This window comes from Acidobacteriota bacterium (genome assembly GCA_012517875.1).
Classification (GTDB): Bacteria; Acidobacteriota; JAAYUB01; order JAAYUB01; family JAAYUB01; genus JAAYUB01.
The window spans coordinates 22,176-43,968 of the sequence record JAAYUB010000012.1 but is presented as its reverse complement, the minus strand read 5'-3'; the positions used below and the strand labels follow the sequence as shown (position 1 = coordinate 43,968).

The 21,793-nt window shown below is 67.9% G+C and carries 16 protein-coding genes; 10 read left to right on the top strand and 6 right to left on the bottom strand.

Going from position 1 to position 21,793, the window contains the following annotated elements:
• Positions 1-68 precede the first annotated feature (68 nt).
• From GX414_01240 to GX414_01225, 4 genes are all read left to right on the top strand, one after another.
• Entirely contained in the window at positions 69-3,365 is a 3,297-nt protein-coding gene (locus GX414_01240) for a protein kinase (protein ID NLI45709.1), read from the top strand.
• Positions 3,366-3,495: 130 nt separating this feature from the next.
• A complete protein-coding gene (locus GX414_01235) occupies positions 3,496-4,728 on the top strand; it encodes a sodium:proton antiporter (protein ID NLI45708.1) in 1,233 nt (410 codons plus the stop codon).
• Between the two features lie 87 nt (positions 4,729-4,815).
• On the top strand, positions 4,816-6,243 hold the full coding sequence (locus GX414_01230) for an amino acid permease (GenBank protein ID NLI45707.1): 1,428 nt from the start codon (positions 4,816-4,818) through the stop codon (positions 6,241-6,243).
• A 49-nt stretch (positions 6,244-6,292) separates the two neighbouring features.
• Complete coding sequence (locus GX414_01225; GenBank protein ID NLI45706.1) at positions 6,293-6,754, top strand: hypothetical protein; 462 nt, start codon at positions 6,293-6,295, stop codon at positions 6,752-6,754.
• Between the two features lie 179 nt (positions 6,755-6,933).
• Here GX414_01225 and GX414_01220 read toward each other — a convergent pair whose 3' ends face one another.
• Complete coding sequence (locus GX414_01220; protein NLI45705.1) at positions 6,934-7,590, bottom strand: hypothetical protein; 657 nt, start codon at positions 7,588-7,590, stop codon at positions 6,934-6,936.
• A 171-nt stretch (positions 7,591-7,761) separates the two neighbouring features.
• Between GX414_01220 and GX414_01215 the strand changes: the two genes are divergently transcribed.
• The 4 genes from GX414_01215 to GX414_01200 all read left to right on the top strand — a co-directional run bounded on the left by GX414_01215 (position 7,762) and on the right by GX414_01200 (position 13,509).
• Positions 7,762-8,964 (top strand): 2-isopropylmalate synthase, encoded by a 1,203-nt coding sequence (locus GX414_01215; GenBank protein ID NLI45704.1) that lies wholly within the window; start codon positions 7,762-7,764, stop codon positions 8,962-8,964.
• A 444-nt stretch (positions 8,965-9,408) separates the two neighbouring features.
• Positions 9,409-10,845 carry a cytochrome c gene (locus tag GX414_01210; protein ID NLI45703.1) on the top strand — a complete coding sequence of 479 codons (1,437 nt, stop codon included), beginning with the start codon at positions 9,409-9,411 and terminating at the stop codon, positions 10,843-10,845.
• 2 nt (positions 10,846-10,847) lie between these two features.
• On the top strand, positions 10,848-11,918 hold the full coding sequence (locus GX414_01205) for a cytochrome C (protein NLI45702.1): 1,071 nt from the start codon (positions 10,848-10,850) through the stop codon (positions 11,916-11,918).
• Between the two features lie 154 nt (positions 11,919-12,072).
• A complete protein-coding gene (locus GX414_01200) occupies positions 12,073-13,509 on the top strand; it encodes a beta-lactamase family protein (GenBank protein ID NLI45701.1) in 1,437 nt (478 codons plus the stop codon).
• Here GX414_01200 and GX414_01195 read toward each other — a convergent pair.
• The 5 genes from GX414_01195 to GX414_01175 form a co-directional block, all read right to left on the bottom strand.
• Positions 13,460-14,764, bottom strand: coding sequence for a 4Fe-4S dicluster domain-containing protein (locus GX414_01195; protein NLI45700.1), 1,305 nt, complete (start codon positions 14,762-14,764; stop codon positions 13,460-13,462). The two genes, GX414_01200 and GX414_01195, sit on opposite strands and share 50 nt — an antisense overlap.
• Entirely contained in the window at positions 14,730-15,053 is a 324-nt protein-coding gene (locus tag GX414_01190; GenBank protein ID NLI45699.1) for an acyltransferase, read from the bottom strand. The genes GX414_01195 and GX414_01190 overlap by 35 nt, the downstream gene beginning before the upstream one ends.
• Positions 15,054-15,212: 159 nt before the next feature.
• Positions 15,213-15,860, bottom strand: coding sequence for a hypothetical protein (locus GX414_01185; protein ID NLI45698.1), 648 nt, complete (start codon positions 15,858-15,860; stop codon positions 15,213-15,215).
• A gap of 134 nt (positions 15,861-15,994) precedes the next feature.
• A complete protein-coding gene (locus GX414_01180; GenBank protein NLI45697.1) occupies positions 15,995-17,611 on the bottom strand; it encodes a formylglycine-generating enzyme family protein in 1,617 nt (538 codons plus the stop codon).
• 566 nt (positions 17,612-18,177) lie between these two features.
• Positions 18,178-19,422, bottom strand: a complete 1,245-nt coding sequence (locus tag GX414_01175; GenBank protein ID NLI45696.1) for a hypothetical protein — start codon at positions 19,420-19,422, stop codon at positions 18,178-18,180.
• 255 nt (positions 19,423-19,677) lie between these two features.
• Between GX414_01175 and GX414_01170 the strand changes: the two genes are divergently transcribed.
• Positions 19,678-20,046 carry a 4Fe-4S binding protein gene (locus GX414_01170; GenBank protein ID NLI45695.1) on the top strand — a complete coding sequence of 123 codons (369 nt, stop codon included), beginning with the start codon at positions 19,678-19,680 and terminating at the stop codon, positions 20,044-20,046.
• Entirely contained in the window at positions 20,036-21,790 is a 1,755-nt protein-coding gene (locus tag GX414_01165; GenBank protein ID NLI45694.1) for an aldehyde:ferredoxin oxidoreductase, read from the top strand. Before GX414_01170 ends, GX414_01165 begins: the two co-directional genes overlap by 11 nt.
• Positions 21,791-21,793 lie beyond the last annotated feature (3 nt).

The window sequence follows — 21,793 nt, the reverse complement described above, 5'->3', positions numbered from 1 at the left end:
TCCCCCTGACGCATGGATCGCGGCGCTTAGACGTTGAACCCGGCGGGAAGGGCCGTTACAATGCAGGCATGAGGACACCCCCCGACGACCCGCCGCCCGAGCGGACGGATGAGCCGCACCTGCCTGAATCCGGACCGGACCTGTTCACGGTGACTCCGGAGTGCGCCCATCGATACGACTATCCCGGCGGCGACGCCGCGGCGGCCGAGCTGGCTCGCGGGGGGATCGGCCGGATCCTGCTGGTGCACGACCGGCACCTGGGTCGCGAGATCGTGCTCAAGGAACTGCTCGGCGAGTTCGCGGTGAGCCGCGATACACTTTCCGTGTCCGGGGCCGGCACCGCCGGCACCGCGCCGCTCACCGTCATCCGCTTCCTGCGCGAGGCACGGGTCACCGGCCAATTGGAGCATCCCAGTATCGTGCCGGTCTATGAGCTGGGCATCCGCCCGGATGGCACTCTGTATTACACGATGAAGCGGGTCCGCGGCCGCACCCTCACCCAGGCGCTCCGCGACTGCCGGACGCTGACCGATCGGCTCCACCTGCTGTCCCACTTCACCGACCTCTGCCAGGCAATCGCTTACGCCCACAGTCGCGGTGTCATCCATCGCGACATCAAGCCCGACAATGTCATGCTGGGAGAATTCGGCGAAACAGTGGTGCTGGACTGGGGCCTAGCCAAGGTGAAAGGCAAGAAGGATATCCACCGTCACGAGCTGTCGCGGGACATGCAGGCCCTGCAGAACGGCCGCGAAGGAATCACTTTGGACGGCGCCGTGGTGGGTACACCCTTTTATATGTCGCCGGAGCAGGCCCAGGGCCACCTCGACCAGCTCGACGAGCGCTCCGACGTCTGGGCCCTGGGCGCGGTGCTCTACGAGATCCTCACCGGTCATCGGCTCTTTGGCGGCGAGTCGCCCATCCAGGTCATCTTCGCCGTGATGCACGGCCGGTTCACCCCGCCGCGCCAGCTTGAGCCGTCCCTCCCGGCTGAGTTGGAATCGATCTGCCTCAAGGCGCTTCAGCGCGACCCTGCCGACCGGTACGCCTCGGCCCGGGAGCTGGCGCGAGAAATCCAGTCCTTCCAAAGCGGCGCCCGCGTCATCGCGCACGAGTACACCTCCTGGCAGCATCTCCGCCGCTTCGCCGTCAAAAACAAGCCGGCCATCATCGCCGCCGGCGTGATCCTCGGCGTGATCCTGGTGGCGCTGGTCCTGCTGGGCATCGCCAACGCCCGCCTCCGCGAGGCCCGAGCCCGGGAACATCGGGAGCATCTGCTGGCCAATTATCACATCGCCCAGGGTTTCAACGAAAAGTCGGCCCGGCTTGTCCAGGACCGCCACTATCTGGCCGCACGGGTGTTTGCCGCCGCCTCGCTGCTGCACAATCCGGCCAATCCGGCCGGGCCGTTCGCGTCAGCCGCGTTCACAGAGTCGCAGCCGGACAGCGTCCGTCAGCGGGTGATCGCCTGCTCGCGGCTGTTCCAGGCCCAGGCGAACGCACTGCTGACGCACCAGCGTGGTATCGACGCGGGCACTCCCCTGCTGGCCGGGTCTGTTTCACCGGACGGCCGGTTCGTGGCGGCCATCGGGGATGACCGGACCATCCGCCTCTGGGAGCTGGCCACCGGTCAGCTCGCGCACACCTTGACCGGCTTCCGCCGCGGACCGCGAGGACTGGCTTTTTCGCCGGACGGGCGGACACTGTTGGTTTCCGGAGTCGCGGGCGAGATTCGGGCGTGGGACACCGTGTCGGGCTTGGGTACTCTCGCACTGACCGGACCGCCGGGAACCATCGCCGATGTGGAGTTCGCCCCCGACGGCCGGACATTCTTCACCGCCGAAGCCTCAGGCGCCATCGGCGTCTGGGACGCCACCACCGCCCGGCGGCGGCTGGTGTTCATCGGCCACAACGCCCCGGTGACCCACTTGGCTGTCGCCGCCAACGGCCGACTCCTTGCCTCCGTCAGCCGCGACCGGACGGTCCGCCTCTGGGCGCTTCCCGACGGCCGCGCGCGGCGCGTGTTGACAGGTCACCAGGGGGTGGTCCGGAGTGTGGCGCTTTCACCCGATGGCGCGCTGGTGGCGTCGGTCAGTTCCGATAAGACGCTGCGGGTCTGGGAGACCGCCACCGGCCGGCCCGTGTTCACCGGTGAGGAGTTCGCCGACGAAGTCCTTGCCGTCGCCTTCGCCCCCGACGGCCGCACGGTGGCCGCCGGAACCTGGGACGCGACCATCAGCCTGTGGGATGCGTCTTCGGGCACCCTGCGGCTCCAGCTCGCCGGCCACGCCCATGCCATCTGGGACGTCGCCTTCACGCCGGATGGACACCGGCTGACCACCTGCGGCGAAGACGGCCGGCTGCAGGTGTGGGATGTCCAGCCGGGCCAACCCGTTTATACCACCCCCGGCCAGGAGTACATCTGGTCAATCAGTCTGTCCCCCGACGGGCAGACCGTGGCGGTGGCCGGTAATGACGGCGCCGTCCGACTCTATGCGGCTGCCACCGGCCGGTTGCTGCGGACGTTGTCGGCCAGCCGCGACATCATCTCCGACACGGTCTTTTCACCCGACGGTCGGATTCTGGCTGCCGCCGGATATGACGGGTTCATCCGGCTGTGGGATCCGCAGACCGGCCGACTGAAGCGGTCCTGGTCCGCCCACAAATCGCTGATTCAGCGCGTGGCGTTCGCGCCGGACGGCGCCAGCCTCGCGTCGGCGAGCAGCGACGGCACCGTCCGGATCTGGGACGGCACCGGCGACCGTCCGGTGCGCGTGATCGCCCCCGCCAACGGCCCGGTGCGCGGCGTGGCCTTCTCACCCGACGGGTGCCTGATCGTCACTGCGTCCGACAAGGGCGCGCTGGACTTTTGGGACGCCCGCACCGGCGCAACCACCGCCGCCCGGCTGGCCGTCAGCGACGCCGACCTGTTCAGTGTGGTGATCGCGCCCGACGGCCGGTTACTGGCGGCTTCCGATTTCGCCGACCGGGTGGTACTGGTCGACCTGAACTCCCGCCGGATCGTCCGAAACCTGGCTTGGCAGCGCGGCGGCGTGATCCGGCTGGCCTTCACCTCTGACTCGCGGCGGCTGGCCGCCGCCGGCAACGACGGCGATGTCGCTGTCTGGTCGGTGGATGGCGCCACTCCCGATGTGGTCATCGGCAGTCGCCAGAGCGTTACGGGCATCGCGTTCTCCCCAGACGGACGCGCACTCGTCGTCGGCGACGTGGCGACCGCCCGTTTTTACCGGCTGGACTTCAGCTGGTTGGGCGATCCACCCCGCCGCCTGCTTCGCGACGCTGAAGCAGCGGCCGGCGCCGCCCTCGACGGATTCGACCTGGAGTTGCGGCCCGCCGGTCGCTGATTGGATCCGCGGCCCGACGTCGGGACGCCCGAGTGGTGCGGGATCGCTTGAGGGGTTGCCGGCATCCAATGGCGGCGACCCCGATGCCGCACGATCACCGACGGGTGCCGAACGCAAAGGAGCCGATTCGATGAAAAAGATCACCCTCTTCTCCACACTTCTGGTGGCGGGCCTGGTGGGTTCCCAGTTGCTGCCGGCCGGGCTGGGATCGGCGTATGCCGCCGTTGCCGAGGCGGTCCGGTTTCTCACCATGTTCGGTTTGGCCTTCATCATGATCCACGTCGGTTACGAGTTCGAGCTGGACCAGAGCCAGGTGCGCTCGCTCGGCAAGGATTACGGCGTCGCGATGACCACCGCGGCGTTTCCCTGGATCATCGCCGCCCTCTATTTCATGTACCTTCTGCTGCCCGCCGCCGAGTGGGGGAACTGGACGACGTGGAAAGAACTCATCCTGGCGGGGCGGTTCGCCGCTCCCACGGCCACGGGTATCTTGTTTTCCATGATGGCCGCAGCGGGACTGTCGGCCACCTGGACCTTCCGCAAAACCCGCATCCTGGCCATCTTTGACGATCTGGACACGGTTTTGCTCATGATCCCCCTCAAGATGCTCATGATCGGCCTGGCCTGGCAGCTTGGTTTCATCGTGGTGGTGATGGCCGTCCTCCTGGCGGTGGGCTGGCGGTGGCTGCACCGGTTGCGGCTGCCGGTGAGCTGGCCGTGGGTTCTTGGCTATGCGTTCGCCATCGCCGCCGCCAGTGAATTCATCTACCAGTTCACCAAACTGATCGACGACAACGTCCCGGTGCACATCGAAGTGCTGTTGCCGGCGTTCGTCCTGGGCTGCGTGATCCAGCGACCGGCGGGGTGCAACCCCCATTGTGACGACGCCCGCGAGGGCCACCAGGAAGGGCCCGAGTCGCCCGTGGAGCAACGCGTGTCCACCATCGTGTCGGCGGTCTTCATGGTCCTGGTCGGCTTGAGCATGCCCGTGTTCATCGGCTCGGCGGCGCTGGCGCCGGCCGGCGGCGCGGTCACCGTGACCGCCGCCCAGCCGCCGCTGTCACCGGGCACCCTAGTGGTGCATGTGGTCGTGCTCACCCTGCTCATCAACATCGGCAAGCTGTTTCCGGCCTTCTGCTACCGGCGGGAGGCGCACTGGCGGGAACGCCTGGCGGTGGCCGTCGGCATGTGCCCCCGCGGTGAGGTGGGCGCCGGGATCATTCTCCTGAGCCTGAGCTACGGCATCGGCGGCCCCGTTGTGGCTGTGGCGGTGCTCAGCCTGGCCCTGAACCTGGTGCTGACCCCGGTGTTCGTGGCCGCTGTCAATCACCTGGTCCGCACCACGCCGCCCGTGCGCGTTTAACGGGGGCGGCACCGCAATTCCGACTTCAGTTTTTCCGTCCGCCCGGCTACAATGGCTGGACACACCACGGTCACCGGGAGAACGGACATGAGCCACAAGCTGCTGCGAACCAAGCCCGTCCAGACGCTGCTGGCGGACACCCAGGACGAACACCGCAGTCTCAAGAAATCACTCCGCGCCGTTGACCTCGTCGCCATCGGCATCGGCTGTATCATCGGCGTGGGCATCTTCGTGTTGCCGGGCGTCCAGGCCGCCCACAATGCCGGCCCGGGCATCATCCTCTCGTTCGCCATCGCAGCGGCGGCCTGTGCCTGCAGCGCGCTGTGTTACGCCGAGCTGGCCGCCATGATTCCCGTGGCCGGCAGCGCCTACACCTACGGCTACGCCACCCTGGGCGAGATCTTCGCCTGGATCATCGGCTGGGACCTGATTCTGGAGTACATGGTGGCGGCGATCCTGGTCTCCACCGGCTGGAGCGCCTACTTCGTGAACATGCTTAGCGCAGGAGTCGGTGTCCATCTCCCGGCCGCGTACACCGCCTCGCCGTGGGACAAGACGCCCGGCCTGTTCAACCTGCCGGCGGTGGCCATCGTGCTGCTGCTCACGTTCCTCCTGGTGCGTGGCATCAAGGAGAGCTCCCGCGTCAACCTGTTCATCGTCATCCTGAAAATCGCCGTCATCCTGTTCTTCATTCTACTCACCGTCTGGCACGTGGACCCGGCCAAGTGGAGCCCGTTCATGCCGTTCGGATTCACCGGCGTGATGACCGCCGCCGCCATCGTGTTTCTGGCCTTCGTAGGCTTCGACGCGGTGAGCACCACCGCCGAGGAGGCGATCAACCCCCAGCGGGACATGCCCATCGGCATCATGGGCTCCCTGGCCGTCGCCACAGTCCTGTACATGGCTGTTTCGGCCATCATGACCGGAGTCGTGCCCTACCAGGACCTGGGCGTGGCCGACCCGGTGGCGCTGGTGCTGAACCGCCTGGACCTGCCGTGGGCCAGCGCCCTGGTGAGCGTGGGCGCCATCGCCGGCATCACCAGCGTGCTGCTGGTGCTGCTCATGGGCCAGCCGCGGATCCTGTTCGCCATGTCACGGGACCAGCTCCTGCCGCCGTTCCTGTCCAACGTCCACCAGCGCTTCAAGACGCCGTGGGTCACCACCCTGATCACGGGCGGCATCGTGGCGGTGTTTGCGGCGCTGACGCCCATTGATGTATCTTCGGAGCTGTGCTCCATCGGCACGCTGTTTGCGTTCATCATCGTCTGTGCCGGCGTGCTGGTGCTGCGCTATACCCGCAAGGACCTGCCCCGCCCCTTTCGCGTGCCGCTCTTCCCGGTGCTGCCAGTGCTGGGCATCGTGCTCTGCGCGTATCTCATGCTCAGCCTGCCCCTGGTCACCTGGTGGCGGTTTCTGGGGTGGATGGCCATCGGTCTGCTGATCTACTTCCTGTACAGCTTCCGTTCCAGCCGCCTGAACCGGGAGGGCGCCGCGACGGCATCGGAATCCAGATAGGCGCGGCCGCGGACCGGCTGTCCGTCTCAACGCGCCGGGAGGTCACCGCATGGATCCCGTCTGGGCCAAGCTCAATTACAAGGGGCACGCCCCGGTGCTGGTGCTGAACGGGCCGGACAGCTTTCGGTCGCGGCTGGCCGATCTGGGCTCTGTCCGGGTGGACCGCCGGTTGGCGTCCGGCGCGGTGTACCCGTTCGCGCTGGTGTTTGTCACCGCCTGCGCCGAGGTGGCTGCGCTGGCTCCGCCCGTGGCCGCGGCCGTTGGTCCCGACGCGGTGCTGTGGTTCGCATATCCGAAGAAGACATCCAAAACCTACACCTCGGACATCTCCCGCGACACCGGCTGGCAGCCGCTCGGCGACCTCGGTTTCGAGGCGGTCCGGCAGGTGGCTATCGACGACGACTGGTCGGTGCTCCGGTTCCGGCAGGCGGGCGCGATCCGGACGCTGCGACGCGAGGCGTCCCGCCGCATGAGCGTCGAGGGACGCCGACGGCTGGACGAGGGGAAGTGAGGATCGAGCATTTCAAGGGATGTTCGAAGGTTTGAAGGTTTGAAGGTTTGAAGGTTTGAAGGTTTGAAGGTTTGAAGGTTTGAAGGTTCGAAGGTTCGAAGGTTCGAAGGTTCGAAGGTTTTGCAAAACCTTCAAACTTTCCAGCGGTCCCTGCACGTATCCGGCCGCCGTATTTTCCCCTACGGCCAGAGGAAACGCTTCAACACCGTGAACGCCCGGTCCACGTGCCGTTTTTCCAGGATCAGCGTCAGTTCGGTGTACGTGGACACCACCTCCACGACGTTGATCCCCGCCCACAGCAACTGCTTGAGGATGGCGTAGTAGACGCCAGGCATCCCCACCACCTTGGGCGTATAGCGGATCCCCACCGCGGCCAGTCCCGGCAGGCGCGACACGCGCCGTTCCCCCTCGAAGACCGCCTCCACCCGCTTCTCCAGGCCGCCGGCAGCGAGCACCGTCACCTCGTGCACCCCCTGGGTGACCGCAAGGAACGCGTCGCCGGCGCGGGCCGTCTCGCGGAGCAGGTGCTGGAGGCAGCCGGCGATGCCCGGCGAGTTGAGGTAGGTGAACTCGGCGATGTTGGAGCGCACGGTGATGTCGCGAATCTGGCGCAGGATCCCCTTGGCGTCCGCCGGCGGCCCGGCCAGGCGGGGTGCCAGCCGCTTGAGCGCCATGACGATGGCCCCCTCGCCCGCCGGCTTGAGGGTTTCCGCCGCCACCTGCGGTCCGATGGCACGGGCCACCGCCGACAGGTTCAGGATGCCTTGCGCCAGCCCCTCGCCGAGGAGCGGCGATTCCCGGACAATGCGTTCCACGGCGGCGGCAATCGGGATCATGTTAAATATTTAACACTATAAAGTTTTTTAGTCAAATATAATCAAAAATTTTTATTTCACCGTTTTGCGGTTCTACACTGGCCTCCAGCTTCAGGATGGGAGGTTGCCCATGCTCAACGTTTACAAGTTTCAAAGCCGGCTCGCTGCGGCGGTGCCGGCGGGGAGGCAGCGATGATTCGCGTCCTGGATTCCACCCTCCGGGAGGGGGAGCAGTCGCCCGGCGTCGCCTTCCCCGCGCACGTGCGCCTGGCGATGGCCGAGGCCCTGGCCGCCGTGGGCGTGGACATCGTCGAGGCCGGCCACCCGGTGGTCACCCCCGAGATCCGCCGATCGGTGGCCCTGCTGGCCGGCGCCGGTCTGCCGGTCCGGATCGGCGCCCATGCCCGGGCTCTGGCCGGGGACGTCGACGCGGCGCTGGCCTGCGGCGTCGATTTTCTCGGCATCTATTTCTGCGTCGCCCCGGCGCGGCTGGCGGACCAGGGGCTCACGCTGGTCCAGGCCGTCGACCGCATCACCGCCGCCGTGGCGCGGGCTCGCGCGCAGAGGCCCGGCCTGCTCATCCGGTTCACCCCCGAGGACGCGGTGCGCAGCCCCCTGCGCCACGTCGTCATCGCGGCCGCCGAGGCGGTCCGCGCCGGTGCCGACATCGTCAGCATCGCCGACACCACCGGCTGCCTGGTGCCGGGCACGCCCCGCAACATGCACGACACGGTCCGCCGCGTCCGCGACGGGCTGGCGGCGCGGGACGCCAATCCGCTCATCGCCGTTCATTGCCACAACGACCGGGGCCTGGCCCTGGCCAACGCGCTGGACGGCGTCCGCGCCGGCGCCGAAATCGTCGACGCCTCGGTGCTGGGCCTGGGCGAGCGGGCCGGCATCGTGGACCTGGGTCAACTCCTGGCGGTGTTGGCCGGCGATTTCGGCGGCGACGGCCGCTGGGATCTGTCCCGGCTGCCGGCCCTTTACCGGCTGGTGAGCCGTGCCGCCCGGCGGCCGGTGCCGGCGCACTTCCCCGTGACCGGCCGCTTTGCCTTCACCCACTGCGCCGGCGGTCATGTCCGGGCCGCCCTGACCCACAACGGCCACTACGCCAGTCTGTCGCCGGAACTGGTGGGCCGTCGGCCCGAGGTGGCGCTCGGGCATATGTCGGGGCTGGCCGCGGTGCGCCACGGACTGGAACGGATCGGCGTGGCCGCGGACGACAACTTGGCCCGGGATGTGCTTCAGGCCGTCAAGGCCGCCGGCCAGGGCGGTCGCCCCGTGGATTTGGAGGAACTCGCCCTCATCGTCCGGTGCGTCGCCGGCAACGACCGCACGCCCACCACATCCCGGCCGGAAACGGCGGCGCGAGTCATGGCGTCAGTCGATGGTTGATGGTTGATGGTTGATCGTTCGTTCTCGTAATTCGTAATCGTCATCGTAATCGTGCTCGTAATCGAGGCTCGAGACTCGAGGCTAGAGGCTCGTTCCAGATTGACGGACATCGGAATTCGGATATCGGACCTGGGACCTGGGTTCTAGGTCCTGGTTCCCAGTTCCCAGTTCCCAGATCCCAGTTCCCGGATCCCAGTTCCCAGATCCCAGTTCCCAGGACCCAGTTCCCAGATCCCAGGTCCTAAATCGCACCAACAGCAAGAACGAACTCTTTTCCAGATGACCAATAAAATATAAGCACCCAGCGATAACCAACAGACATTCGATTCACCCTATCACCGATCCGCCGGTTCGATGGCGCCGATTCCATCGGTCATTCACGATTTCTTGAGGATTGGGATCAGATCGTCTACAATCGGCCCATCATCAACTTCGGGGGCCGGCATGGATTTTCCGATCTTCCATCTGGATTGGCTGGGGAACCGGATGCTCATCGCCGTGATCGCGGTGATCCATGTCCTGATCAATCACGCGCTGGCGGTGGGCTTCATCCCGTTCATCACCTTCATCGAGTACCTGGGCTACCGCCGTCGTCCGGCCGACCCGATCGCGGCCCAGGCCTGGGACGACCTGGCCCGCCGGATGATGGCGGTCTGTTTCGTCCTGACTACCACCGTGGGCGCGCTCACCGGCGTCGGGATCTGGTTCTCCACCGCCCTGGTCAACCCGGATGCCATCGGCAGCCTGATCCGGGTGTTCTTCGGCGCCTGGTTCACCGAGTGGATCGTCTTCGTGCTCGAGGTGGTTTTCGTCATGCTGTACTACTACACATGGCGGAAATCCGTCGTGTCCGATGACGCCAAGCGCCGGCACATCCACTTCGGTTTCGCGCTTTGCGTCTTCTCCTGGCTCACCATGGCCATCATCGTGGCCATCCTCGGCTTCATGATGGACCCCGGGGCGTGGCCGGTCACCCGGACCTTCCTCAGCGGTTTTGCCAACCCCATCTATGTGCCCCAGCTCTACTTCCGAACCGCCCTGGCCATGATGATGGGCGGGGCGGTGGGCCTGTTGCTGGCGACGCTGCTCACCGGCCGGGACAGCCCCGTCCGGCGGTCGGCGGTCCGCTACGCCGCGCTCTGGCTGCTGGTCTGGACGCCGCTCGCGGCCGTGGGGGCGTTCGTCTACCGTGCGGTGATCCCCGGCGAGATGCTGCGCAATATGCCCACCGCCGTGTCCACCCTGGCCTTCAGCCAGTGGTACGACTCGCTCGTGGCGATCATCGTCGGGACGCTGGTCGCGGCCGCTGCGGTGGCGCTGTGGGGCTTCGCCCTGCCGCGCTGGCTGCCGCGGGCGGCGGCCGTCTTGCCCATCCTCTGCCTGGCGTTTTTTGTGGGCAGCTTCGAGCGGGTGCGGGAATTCATCCGCAAACCGTACGTCATCAAAGACTACATGTACGCAAACGGACTCCGGATCGAGGAATACCCCCTCTATCAGCGGGACGGCGTGCTCCCCCACGCCGCCTTCGCCGCCCCCGGCACCGACCGCCTGGCCGCCGGGCGCGACGTGTTCATGATCGCCTGCAGCCGCTGCCACACCGTCACCGGCATCAATTCGGTAACCGCCAAGTTCCGCCGCCTCGCCTTGCCCGGCCGGACAATGGGTGCCGCGGACATGCGGGACTACATCCTGCGCATGCACAAGGCGTGGTACTTCATGCCACCGTTCCCCGGTAATGCCGTCGAGTTGGATGCCCTGGTCGCCTACATCCAAACCGTGGACCGTCGGCCCGAACCACCGCCGGGTGCCCAGGATGCCGGCGTGACCGTCAACCCGTCTCGCCAGCGGCCGGCGCCAGCCGCCCCGCGGAAGGGAGTGTGACCATGGACGCGCTGTCGATCCTTCTCCTCACTGCCCAAACCGCGCCCGTCCTGCGTGACCTGCCGCTGCCGCTGCCGCTACCGGCCGGTGTGCTCGCCGTCATCCTGGTGCTGGCCTTCCTGGCGCACATCCTGTTCGTGGATCTGCTCCTGGGCGGGTCGCTCCTGACCTTGTGGGCGGAGCTGCGCGGCCGGCGCGAGGCGCGCTACCTCGGACTGGCGCGCGCCGTGGCCGCCACCGTCACCGTGAACAAGAGTTTGGCGGTGGTACTGGGGGTGGCGCCGTTGCTGGCCATCAACACCCTGTATCCCATCTTTTTCTACCCGGCCACCATCCTCACAGGCCGCCTGTGGATCAGCCTCGTGCCGATTCTCATCGCCGCGTTCCTGCTCCTTTACCTGCACAAGTACCGGTGGGAGCAGTTGTCCCGCCGGCCGGCGCTGCGGCTCGGCGTGCTGGGGCTGGCCGTGGCCCTGCTCCTGCTGGTGCCCCTCGTTTTCCTGACCAACGTGAACCTGATGTTGTTTCCGCAGCGCTGGGGCAGCGTCGGCGGCTTCTGGAGCGCCGCGCTGCTGCCCAACGTGCTGCCCCGCTACCTGCACTTCCTGTGCGCCACGCTCGCAGTCATCGGGCTGTTCCTCGCTGGCTGGCTGCGACGGGCTGCCGACCCCGCCGTTGCGCCCGTGCCCGGCTTCACCCGGCCGGAGCTCATCCGTTTCGGCTACCGGCTGGCGCTCGTCGCCTCGCTGGCGCAGCTGGCGCTGGGTCCCCTGAACTTCTTCACCCTGCCGTGGCGCGGGGTGACCTGGGAATTGGCGGGCATCTTCACCGCCGGTCTCCTGTTCGCCCTGGCGGCCATGCACCAATTGGGCCGGGAGCTGCGGGAGACGGATGCCGCGGTGGGCCGTCGGTTCTGGACCGTCGTCGCCCTGCTCTCGGTCACGGTGCTGTTCATGGGCTGGGGCCGTCACACTTACCGCGAAAACACCCTGGCCCCCCACCGCGCCCGGCTGGTGCAGGCGGCTGAACAACCTGTCCAAACGGACGTTTCCACCGGGGAGCGACGTCCGTAGCCGCGCTCATCGCCCTGAATGTTCGCCTCTCGCCCACCGTCCGCAACTCCGCGGGCCGTCTGCCGGTTTATCCTGCGCGTCTCTCCGCCCGCAGGCGACGCTGTCGCGGAACGGACAGCGTCCTTCTGCGTATTAGCTGACAACGGAGGCTCTCATGATCAAAACCATCATCATGATCGGATCGGTTTGCCTGGCGATGAGTCTCAGCAGTTGGTCGGACGGGCAGCAGGCCGCTACTCCCTTCGCCTATCCGGACACCGGGACCGGGCGGCGGGTGGCGGGCTACGTGCGCGCCTTCAATGATCCCGACGAAGGAGTACTGCGTGCGTTCCTCACCGAAAACCTCGCCCCGGCGGCACTGTCCCAGATGCCGGTGGAAGACCGCCTGGCGACGCTGCGGCGGATCAAGGGGGACACCGGCGCCCTCGAGCCGGTCCGGATCCGCGACGGCGGCGCGGGCGCCCTCGCCCTGCTTGCCCGCACCGCCAAGGGCCAGTGGCTCGAGATGGATTTTGCCTTCGAGCCGGCGCCGCCGCACCGGTTGCTGGGCGTCCGGTTCGGACTCCAGGACAGCCCGCCAAGCTCGGACGAACCGGAGACGCCCATCACCGAGGCTGAGCTCGTGGGGAAGCTGGAACAGCTTCTCGCCGATCGCGCCGGCAAGGACGAGTTCTCCGGCGTCGTCCTGCTGGCCCGGGGCGCCACACCAGTTTTCCAGAAGGCCTATGGCTTGGCGAGCCGGGAGTACAACGTGCCAAACCGGTTGGACACCCGCTTCAACGTGGGCTCCATCAACAAGTTCATCACCCAGATCGCCACTGAGCAGCTCGCCGGAAAGGGCAAGCTCCAACTCGACGCGCCCATCGGCACCTACCTGCCCGATTATCCGAACCCGGCTGCTGCGGCAAAGGTCACGGTGCGGCAACTCCTGGACATGACAGGCGGCATCGGCGATTTCTTCGGCGAGCGCTATGCCGCCACCCCCAAGGAGCGAATCCGGAACCTGTCCGACTACCTGCCGCTCTTCGCCGCCGAGCCGCTCCGCTTCGAACCGGGCGCCCGCCGCGAATATTCCAACGGCGGCTACGTCGTGCTGGGGCTCATCATCGAAAAAGTGTCCGGACAGAGCTACTTCGACTACGTGCGAGAGCATATCTACGGGCCCGCCGGGATGAGCGACAGCGGCCACCTCGAAACGGACATTCCCGCTCCGAACGTGGCCAGCGGCTACACCCGCCTCTGGGGAGGCGGCGAGCACCTCGGCGAGGCCCGCCGCAACAACGTCTACACCCGACCCTGCCGGGGCAGCTCCGCGGGCGGCGGCTACGCCACGGCGGCTGACCTGCTGAAACTGATGGAGGTCCTGAAGTCGGGTGGTCTCGCCGCACCGGAACGATCCCGCGAGGTCGTTGCCGGCATCGGGATCGCCGGCGGAGCGCCGGGGATCAACGCCATGGTGGAAGTGGACGCCGGGAAGGGGTACACCCTGGTGGTGCTGTCGAACTACGATCCCCCGACCGCGATGGACGTGGCCCGGACGGTCAGGGGCTGGCTCGGCCGACTGGCGCCGCCGGACCGGCCGGCGAGCTGACATCGGATGAGCCGGGCGTGCGCCGGCGGCGGATGCGCCCGAAGAGCCGGCGGGACATTTCCCAGAGCATCGCCCGGGGCACGGCCGCCAGGATCCAACGGGCCAGCGGGCGAGATCGGTACGCAACCATGAAGAGCGTCTCGCGAAGCCGGCCGCCGGATGTCACCGGCGGCTCTGTGAGCGCATACTCCGGCGCCGGCCGGCGGTGGCGCAGCCGCAGGAAGGCGCGGCGCTTCTTGAAATCGAACTGGTACGCCTGCTCGCAGACGATGTCCGCCGGCGCGGCGGCTCGCAATTCCAGGCTGCTTCCTAACTGAGCCAGAAACTCCGCGCCCCGCTGCGTCCGCACGATCAGGTGCGACCAGCGCCCCTCCCCCCAGGCGTTGGCCCACTTCGCGTCGCCAAACGACAGGTCGGCCTGCTCTGCGGTCAGGTCGATGCAGTACAGGCAACGTTCCGCAAGGTACAGGTACAGCAGCGCCCCGTAGACGTCCCGGCGGATCGCCACCGGCGCCCCGCCGGCGTGCTCCACCCACAGAACACCCGGCCAGGAACCGCGCCGGTACTCCAGCCGGCGCACGCTCTCCGGCCGCACCCCCAGCCGGCGCAACAGGTACAGCGTGCCCTCGCGCTCGCATACTCCGTTGCAGAAGGTGCCCAGCCGGACCACGATGCGGCGGCCCAGGTCCGGCTCCAACGCCTCGAACTTGCGGAGGGCGTGGATGTGGCATGGCAGTCCCACCACGGCCACCCGCTCGTGGCGGCGGATCTCCGGCAGCACCTCCGCCAGGTGGGCGATCTGGTACTTGGCCTGTCCGGAGCGCTCCGCCTCGGCCGGATCGGTGAGCAGGACGTAGGCGGCCCGCGTGGGATCGCCGGGGCGCATGGTCACCGCCAGGACCGCATCCAGAGCGCCCGTGCGCAGTCCCTGGGACAGGAGGGCGGTCACGGCCCCGCCCGAACTGGCCCGCTCCCGGATGGCCGCATCGCGGCTGCAGGCCTGATAGACGTCCCGGTACGCGCCGAGGAGCGGGTGGACGACCGTCCGGTCCGCGGCCGGCGCGCGAAAATCCACCGCCACGCCCGGACACACAGCCAGGCAGCGCCGGCACTGGGTGCAGGCCGACTCCCGGGCGTAGTACGGGAACAGCTCCGCATCGAGGGCCAGCACGCTGTGGGGGCAGGCCGGCACGCAGGCGCCGCAGCGGGCGCATAGGTGCTCAGGAATGAGCCGCTTTGCGGAGGTACTCGTCATACGTGCAGATGGGCGCCGCCGGGTTGCCCGCGCAGACCGTGTTCGCCGCGACATCGCGGGTGACCACCGCCCCCGCTCCGACCACGCAGTTGTCGCCGATGGAGACACCGGGGAGAATGATGGCGTTCTTGCCCACGAAGACGTTGTTCCCCAGGGTGACCGGCTTCGTTTCGGGCCGGTCGAAGCCGAAACGCGAAAAATCGTGGGTCAGGATGACGGCCCCCCGCGACAGGCAGCAGTTATCCCCGATCCGGATCAGCCGCGGGGCGATGTTGTCGAGGTTCGCCAGCGGGGTCTAGACGCGGCAGTTGGCGCCGAGCATGATCCCCATCCGCCGGATCACCCACGGCTTGACCCGGAGCAGGTAGGGACGGTAGAACAACTTGATGATCCGCATCACCACGGCGAATACCTCCGGCGGTATTCCGCCCCTCCGGCAGGGACGGTCTCAATTGTCGAACTGGCGCACGAACCGGCGGTTGACCCACTCCTCGAGCCGCCGCTTGAGCCCGACCGGCAGAAGGTAGTACAGCTTCCGCGCCATGATCCGGAGATACGGCTTTCGCCCGCCGTCCGTGCCCCACGGGTAGCGGTTGAACGCCAGCACCTCATCGAGGCCGAATTTGCGCTCCACGGGCCGCGGCTCGACGGACGGGCGGCCCACGGCGACGTAGGCGGTCGGGACCCAACCGCGGGGGATGCCGAACAGTCGCCGGATGACCCGCGGCCGCGGCAGGTGGATGATCCAGCAGGTGGCCAGCCCGCGCGCGTGGGCGTACAGGCACAGGTTCTGGACAGCCGCCGCGGCGCTCTGGAAATGCGGCCGATAGGCCCGGTTGTCCGAGTCGTCCGCCGCGAGCACGAGGATCCCCTGCGGGGCGCGCTCGATCACCCGCGCGCCGCCGTGCGCCACCAACCGGCGGCGCAAGGCGGGATCGTCCACGACGATGAACCGGATCGCCTGGGTGTTGCAGTGGGACGGGGCCCAGCGGGCCGTGTCCACCAGCTCCCGCAGCAACTCCGGCGCCACCGGCTCCGGGATGAACTGCCGGATGCTGCGCCGACTCCGGATTCCGTCCCGCATCGCCTCGGACATCTGGTTCTCCCACCCCTTGTCCCGGAAATCATCCGCCGGACTGGGGCGAGGGTATTATAGAGGAGGAGGCGGCATGTGCGCCATGCCCGATTCCTGTTCGCGGACGGACGACCGGTCCGAACGCATCCCCGCCGCTAGCGGACCGTCCGCACCAGCCGGAATCCCAGGTCGTCGTAGGCCTTGTGATCCTGAAACGATTGCCGGAAGGCGCTGCGGCACGCCGCCGCGTTGTCGCGGAACGATCCGCCGCGCGCCACCCGGAAGTTGCCGGTCATGGCGCCCCAGTGGTCGAACACCTGGCCGGTGGGGTACGCCGGGTCCATGTCATCCAGCAAGTCCCAACACCACTCCGCCACGTTGCCGTGCACGTCGTACAAGCCCCAGAAATTGGGATTCTTGCTGCCCACCACAGCCGGCTGGCCACCGGAGTTGGCGCAGAACACCACCGCCGCCATCATGTCCGCCAGCCCGCTCGGAGTGCAGGTGAAACAGTTGGCCGCGCTGTAGCTGGAGTCTTTCACACCAAACGGATGAACACTCCCCGCCCGGCAGAAGTACTCCCACTCCCCCTCGGTGGGGAGCCGGTAGCCGCCGGCGAAAAAGTCGCAGAAGTACGCGCCGTCCGTGTAGTTGGTTGCGTCCAGCGGCTGGGTGAGCCAGCCGTCCACGTAGTAGCACGGCGCAAGGCCCGATTGCACCGACAGCAGGTTGGCGAACAGCAGGGCCTGCTGCCACGACACGCCCTGCACCGGCAGGCTGGCGCTGCCGGTGTGCGAAGACGGGTCGGCGGGCAGATCCGGCTGGACGGCCCGCAGGTCCGCCCACATCTGCCGAGTCACCTCGGTGCGCATCACCGCCAGGTCCCGCACCAGCACGTGCGTGAAGGATCGCTCCGCCGCCTCCCGGCAGGGTTCAGCATCGGGCGAGCCCTGGGTGAACACCCCCGGCGGCGCATAGTGCAGCGGGCCCACGATGGGGGCGTAGATGAAGTCCATCCCCGGCGTTGCCGGCTCATACAATTGCGTCGGCGGGCCGTTGAAAAACACGTGGCGGTCCTGTTCCGTGTTTCCGGTGATGGCCAGCGGCGGCGGGAACGCCGCGTCGAGCGACTGAAACGTCACCAGGTCGAAGTCCGCGTAACCCACGCCGGTCCAGATGAACTCGGACAGCCGGACGAACTTCGTGTGGGGCGGCACGTTCTGGGTGGTCCAGCCCGCCATCTCCCCGTCCTTGAAGGCGTAAATCGAGACGTTCAGGGTCTCGTTCCCCGGATTCATGAGGGTGAGGCCGGTCCAGTCGAAGTGGGCCTGGACGGTGTTGGGCACAAGATACTGCGTCGACAGCGAATCCTGCAGGAAGAATTCACTCAGCGACGGCGTGTCGCCGTAGCGGTAGGACAGTTTCGGCCGCAGCTGGGCGCTGGCCGTATACAGCGCGAACGTGCCCTCCACGGCGGGGAGCGCCACCTCCTCCGGGCCCGGCACGTACGCCGGATCGGCCGGCAGGACGAGCGTCATGGAATCGCAGGGCGGCACCGTCGCCCACAGGTAAAGGAACGGACGGCCGGCGGCATCCCAAACCACCAGGTAGAATCCGTCCTCGGAATACGTGATGTTGTAAATTTCGATCCAGTTGACCCACGGCTCCACCGCAGTGATGTGCGGACCGAAATACCGATAGACTTGCGCCGGCGCCGCCAGCGTCAACGCGCCAAGCAGACCCAGCAGAATAAACGCCTGGAAGCTGCGCATACAGCACCTCCGTTTGTCGCAATTGTTTGTTAATTGTTATCATTATTTTACGCTTCCCGGTCCGATGTTTCAACCGTCCGGCATCCGGAGCAGGCGGAAAGCCGCCCAGTTTGAAACAACAAGGTATGTAAACCGTGCCAGTGGGAAATTGGCATCCTACGTGTGTCGGGACATACGATTAGGAACGAGATACTCGGCCCCAATCACGGGCTGTGCCGAACGGTACATGGGGACAGCCATATTTTCGCCCATGTCAGAAAGGCACATCGGGACATCAACTTTCTACCCCTGTCATGGACTCTGACCCTGTTCCGCAGCTGCCGCGCAGCTTGCGTCCATTTCATATCCACAACTTCCCCGGGCCTCGCGGCCTGTTGCACCTTGCGTTGCTGCCGTGCCCGAGTTCGGCTAGGGCAGGCTCAACCGATCTGCCGCTGCACCCGCTGCGCATTATCCAGAATCCGCCTATCGCGCCGCCGGGATCCCCCATCTCTCGCCGATGGAATTCTCAACCTTTTACAGATGGAACTAGCAGCCGGAGGCCGCGAGGCACTTTCGACGCGCGGTCAGCGGATGTGCAGCTCCCACCACGCGCGCAGGCGCGACCGGTGGCGGCCCGGCACCAGCACCAGGTGGTTGCCGAGCGGCGCGGCCAGCAGCTCCGCCGCGTCCGGCGGATCGATCCGCAACGCCACCTGGGTCCGGCAGAGCCCGTCGGCCGTTCCGGCGGCGGTGATTTCGCCCTCGGCCAGCCACAGCGCCTCCAGATCCCGCCCGCCCACGCGGAGCAGCGTCACCGGGCCGGGCCGGAAGGTCCCCTGGATCCCGACGCCCACGCCCGACTCGAAGTGGGTGCGCAACCGGTAGCCATCCACCAGCCGAAAGGGCACGGTGCAGTGGGCCAGACCCAGTTTCCCGGCGGCCGGAACGATCCGGTACGGGTTGGCCATCCAGGCGCGGCGCCCCAGCAGGCGGTCGGCCAGGAGCAGGCCCAGCGTGCTGTACAGGTCTCCCTCGCACCCCGCCACGATCCCGTCGTCGGCCAGCCAGGCCAGGGCCAGGCAACCGGTGACCGTCCGCTCACGGATCAGGTCGAAGCAGCGCATCGTGAGCGCGTCCAGCCGCTCCTCCTCCACCAGCGCGGCCAGCGCGGCCCAGACCCGGGCGGACGCCCCCACCGCCGCCTCGTCCGGCTCGCCGGCGCCGGCGGCGCCGGCGACTGTCCTGGCGGCCCGCTCGGCGCCTGCGTCCGGCGGCAGGGCGGCCAAGCGGTCATAGAGCCAGTCTACGGGCAGCTTCACCACCGTCGGCCCCCAGCGGCGGCGCATCGCCGCCGGATCGGGGGAACTGGCGACCAGCCAGTCCGACGGCGCGCCCAGCAGGCCGATGCGGCACGCCGCCAGCGCCCGGGCCGCCCGCACGCCCGCCAGCGCCTCCGCCACATATTCCCAACCGATGGCGTCGCCGGCCCCGTCCAGAAACAGGATCCGCCCCCGAAGGCCGTCCGACTGCAGGCGGGCCAGCGCCTCGAGCGCCGCCGGCAGAGAGTTGTGCCCGGGGTGCGCCAGGAGCAGCACCGGCCGGGCCCGATCCCCGGCGCCGGTGCGCGCCGCGAGTTCCATTACCGCATGCTCGGTGCCTCCGGTGCCCACCAGGATCAGCGCCGGCGCCTCGTCAGTCACGGACTCGGGCAGGATCGACTGGCCGCTCATGGCGTCGAGGGCGCGCGTGTAGGCCGACACGGCCTGGTGCAGGGCGGCGGCGTCGTGCAGCGGCGACGCAACGACAGTGTAGATAAACGGCTGGCTCATGCTCTCTCCTGATCCGGTGATGGCGCCATTGTCCGACATCCTCGGCTCCGGCGCAAGCGGGACACACATCCCCCGCACAGCGGCTGCCCCGTTCGGCCGTCCTCACCGACTTTTTTGACTCCAGCCTCCGGGCGCGGTTGACTCCCCGCCACCGCAGGTTATAATCGCCACAGGCCTGAATCCACACGGTGGTGCCACATGGTCAAACGCCTTTCGGTCATCGACACCGAGCGGTGCGTCGGCTGCCAGTCGTGCATGTTCGCCTGCGTGCGGCGCACGGGCCACGGCGGCCTCGGCGGCGCCTGCATCGGTGTCCGTTCCGCCGGCGGCATCCGGCGCGGCTTTCTGGTGGTGGTGTGCCGCGCCTGCGCCGACCCGCCCTGCAGCAAGGTCTGCCCGGTGGACGCGCTGCCGGCGCGGCCCGGCGGCGGGGTCCGGCTCAACAGCGAGCTGTGCATCGGCTGCGGCAACTGCGCCCGCGCCTGCCCCTTCGGCGCCATCTTCTGGGACGACACCGCCGACAAGCCGCTGGTCTGCGTCTACTGCGGCTACTGCGCCGGCTACTGCCCCTACGGCGTCATTGCGCTCGAGGACGTGGAACCGGAGGTGCCCGTTGAACGTTGATTCCACCCTCCACCGCGTGCTCTACATCGACCTGGCCCGCCGGCGCTCCGAGGTCCGGGAGCGACCCGACGTCTTCCGCGACGGCCTCGGCGGAACCGGGGCGGCTATCCGCCTCCTGGAGGAGGAATGCCCGGCCTGCGCCGATCCGATGGGACCCGACAACCCCATCGTTATGGCGGTGGGGCCGCTGGTGGGGCTCTTCCCGCTGGCATCCAAGACCGTGGCCATGTTCAAGTCGCCGCTCACCGGCAACCTGGGCGAGAGCCACGCCGGCGGCCGCAGCGCCGTGGCCATCCGCTCCGCCGGCTTCGGCGCGCTGGTGATCCGCGGCGCCAGCGCCTCGCCGGTCTACCTGTCGGTGGACGGGCGCGGCGCCCGTTTCCGCGACGCTTCAGCGCTGTGGGGGATGCGCAGCGCCGCCACCGTGGGCACGGTGATCCGCGCCCGCGAGGCCGGCGCCGGTGCCCGCTCCATCATGCGCATCGGCCGCGCCGGCGAGCGAGGGGTGCGGTACGCCTGTGTCATCACCGAGACTTATCGCCATTTCGGCCGCCTGGGCCTAGGCGCCGTATTCGGCGCCAAAAAGCTCAAGGCGTTGGTGGTAGGCGGTCGCCGGACGTTTGACGTCCCCGATCGCAAGGCCTACCGTGACGCCTACGACGCCATCTACCACGCGGCGGTGGATTCGCCGCTCATGAAAAAGTACCACGACCTGGGCACGGCCATGAACGTGCTGCCTCTCCACGCGGCCGGCGCCCTGCCCACGCGGAACCTGCAGTCGGGACAGTTCGAGGGCGCCGAAGCGATTTCCGCCGAGGCTTTAGCCAGTGGATACCTCGGCCGACGGGTGGCCTGCACCCATTGTCCTGTGGCATGCATCCACCTGGCGACACTCCGCCTGCCCTATCCCAACGATCCCTATTTCTACAAGACTCTGATGATCGGCTACGATCACGAGCCGGTCTACGCCATGGGCAGCATGCTGGGCGTCACCGATCCGGCCGGACTGCTGCGGCTGCTCGACGAGGCGGAAATCCACGGCTTCGATGTCATGAGCGCGGGCGTGGCCCTGGCCTGGGCCACGGAGGCGCTGGCCCGCGGGCTGATCTCCACTGCCGACACCGACGGTCTGGCCCTGGCCTTCGGCGACACCGATACGTACATCGCCGCCATGGGTCGGATCGTCCGCCAGCCCACCGACTTCTACCGGGCGCTGGCCTGCGGCACCGCCCACGCGGCCGCGGTCTACGGCGGGGCCGATTTCGCCCTCACCTTCGGCGGCAACGAGATGCCCGGCTACCACACCGGCCCCATCGGCCACCTCGGCTACCTCGTGGGCGCCCGCCACAGCCACCTGGACAATGCCGGCTACAGCGTCGACCAGAAGGCCGCCGCCAAGGGCGAGCATCTCACCCCGGAGCAGGCCGCCGAGGCGCTGCTCGAGGAGGAACGCTGGCGCCAGGTGCTGACCAGCCTGGTCGTCTGCCTCTTCGCCCGGGGCGTCTACGATTCCGCGACTGTGATCCGGGCACTGGCCGCCGCCGGCGTGACGACCACGGCCGAGGCGCTCTCCGCCATGGGCGCTGAGACGCTGCGACGCAAATTCGACTTCAAGCGCCGCGAGGGCTTCGACGCGGCCGCCCTGCTCATCCCCCGGCGCATTGTGGAAACGCCCTCGCCCGCCGGTCCGTTTGACGAGGAGTACATCCGCCGCGGCATCGCGCACTACATGACCCGGCTCTGAGGC

Bases quoted from the DNA above. Each gene is read 5' to 3' on its own strand.
- GX414_01205 (NLI45702.1), top strand. From the start codon at position 10,848: ATGGACGCGCTGTCGATCCTTCTCCTCACTGCCCAAACCGCGCCCGTC.
- GX414_01175 (NLI45696.1), bottom strand. From the start codon at position 19,422: ATGAGCCAGCCGTTTATCTACACTGTCGTTGCGTCGCCGCTGCACGAC.
- GX414_01210 (NLI45703.1), top strand. From the start codon at position 9,409: ATGGATTTTCCGATCTTCCATCTGGATTGGCTGGGGAACCGGATGCTC.
- GX414_01220 (NLI45705.1), bottom strand. From the start codon at position 7,590: ATGATCCCGATTGCCGCCGCCGTGGAACGCATTGTCCGGGAATCGCCG.
- GX414_01185 (NLI45698.1), bottom strand. From the start codon at position 15,860: ATGTCCGAGGCGATGCGGGACGGAATCCGGAGTCGGCGCAGCATCCGG.
- GX414_01200 (NLI45701.1), top strand. From the start codon at position 12,073: ATGATCAAAACCATCATCATGATCGGATCGGTTTGCCTGGCGATGAGT.
- GX414_01235 (NLI45708.1), top strand. From the start codon at position 3,496: ATGAAAAAGATCACCCTCTTCTCCACACTTCTGGTGGCGGGCCTGGTG.
- GX414_01230 (NLI45707.1), top strand. From the start codon at position 4,816: ATGAGCCACAAGCTGCTGCGAACCAAGCCCGTCCAGACGCTGCTGGCG.
- GX414_01180 (NLI45697.1), bottom strand. From the start codon at position 17,611: ATGCGCAGCTTCCAGGCGTTTATTCTGCTGGGTCTGCTTGGCGCGTTG.
- GX414_01240 (NLI45709.1), top strand. From the start codon at position 69: ATGAGGACACCCCCCGACGACCCGCCGCCCGAGCGGACGGATGAGCCG.
- GX414_01170 (NLI45695.1), top strand. From the start codon at position 19,678: ATGTTCGCCTGCGTGCGGCGCACGGGCCACGGCGGCCTCGGCGGCGCC.
- GX414_01215 (NLI45704.1), top strand. From the start codon at position 7,762: ATGATTCGCGTCCTGGATTCCACCCTCCGGGAGGGGGAGCAGTCGCCC.
- GX414_01195 (NLI45700.1), bottom strand. From the start codon at position 14,764: ATGACGAGTACCTCCGCAAAGCGGCTCATTCCTGAGCACCTATGCGCC.
- GX414_01225 (NLI45706.1), top strand. From the start codon at position 6,293: ATGGATCCCGTCTGGGCCAAGCTCAATTACAAGGGGCACGCCCCGGTG.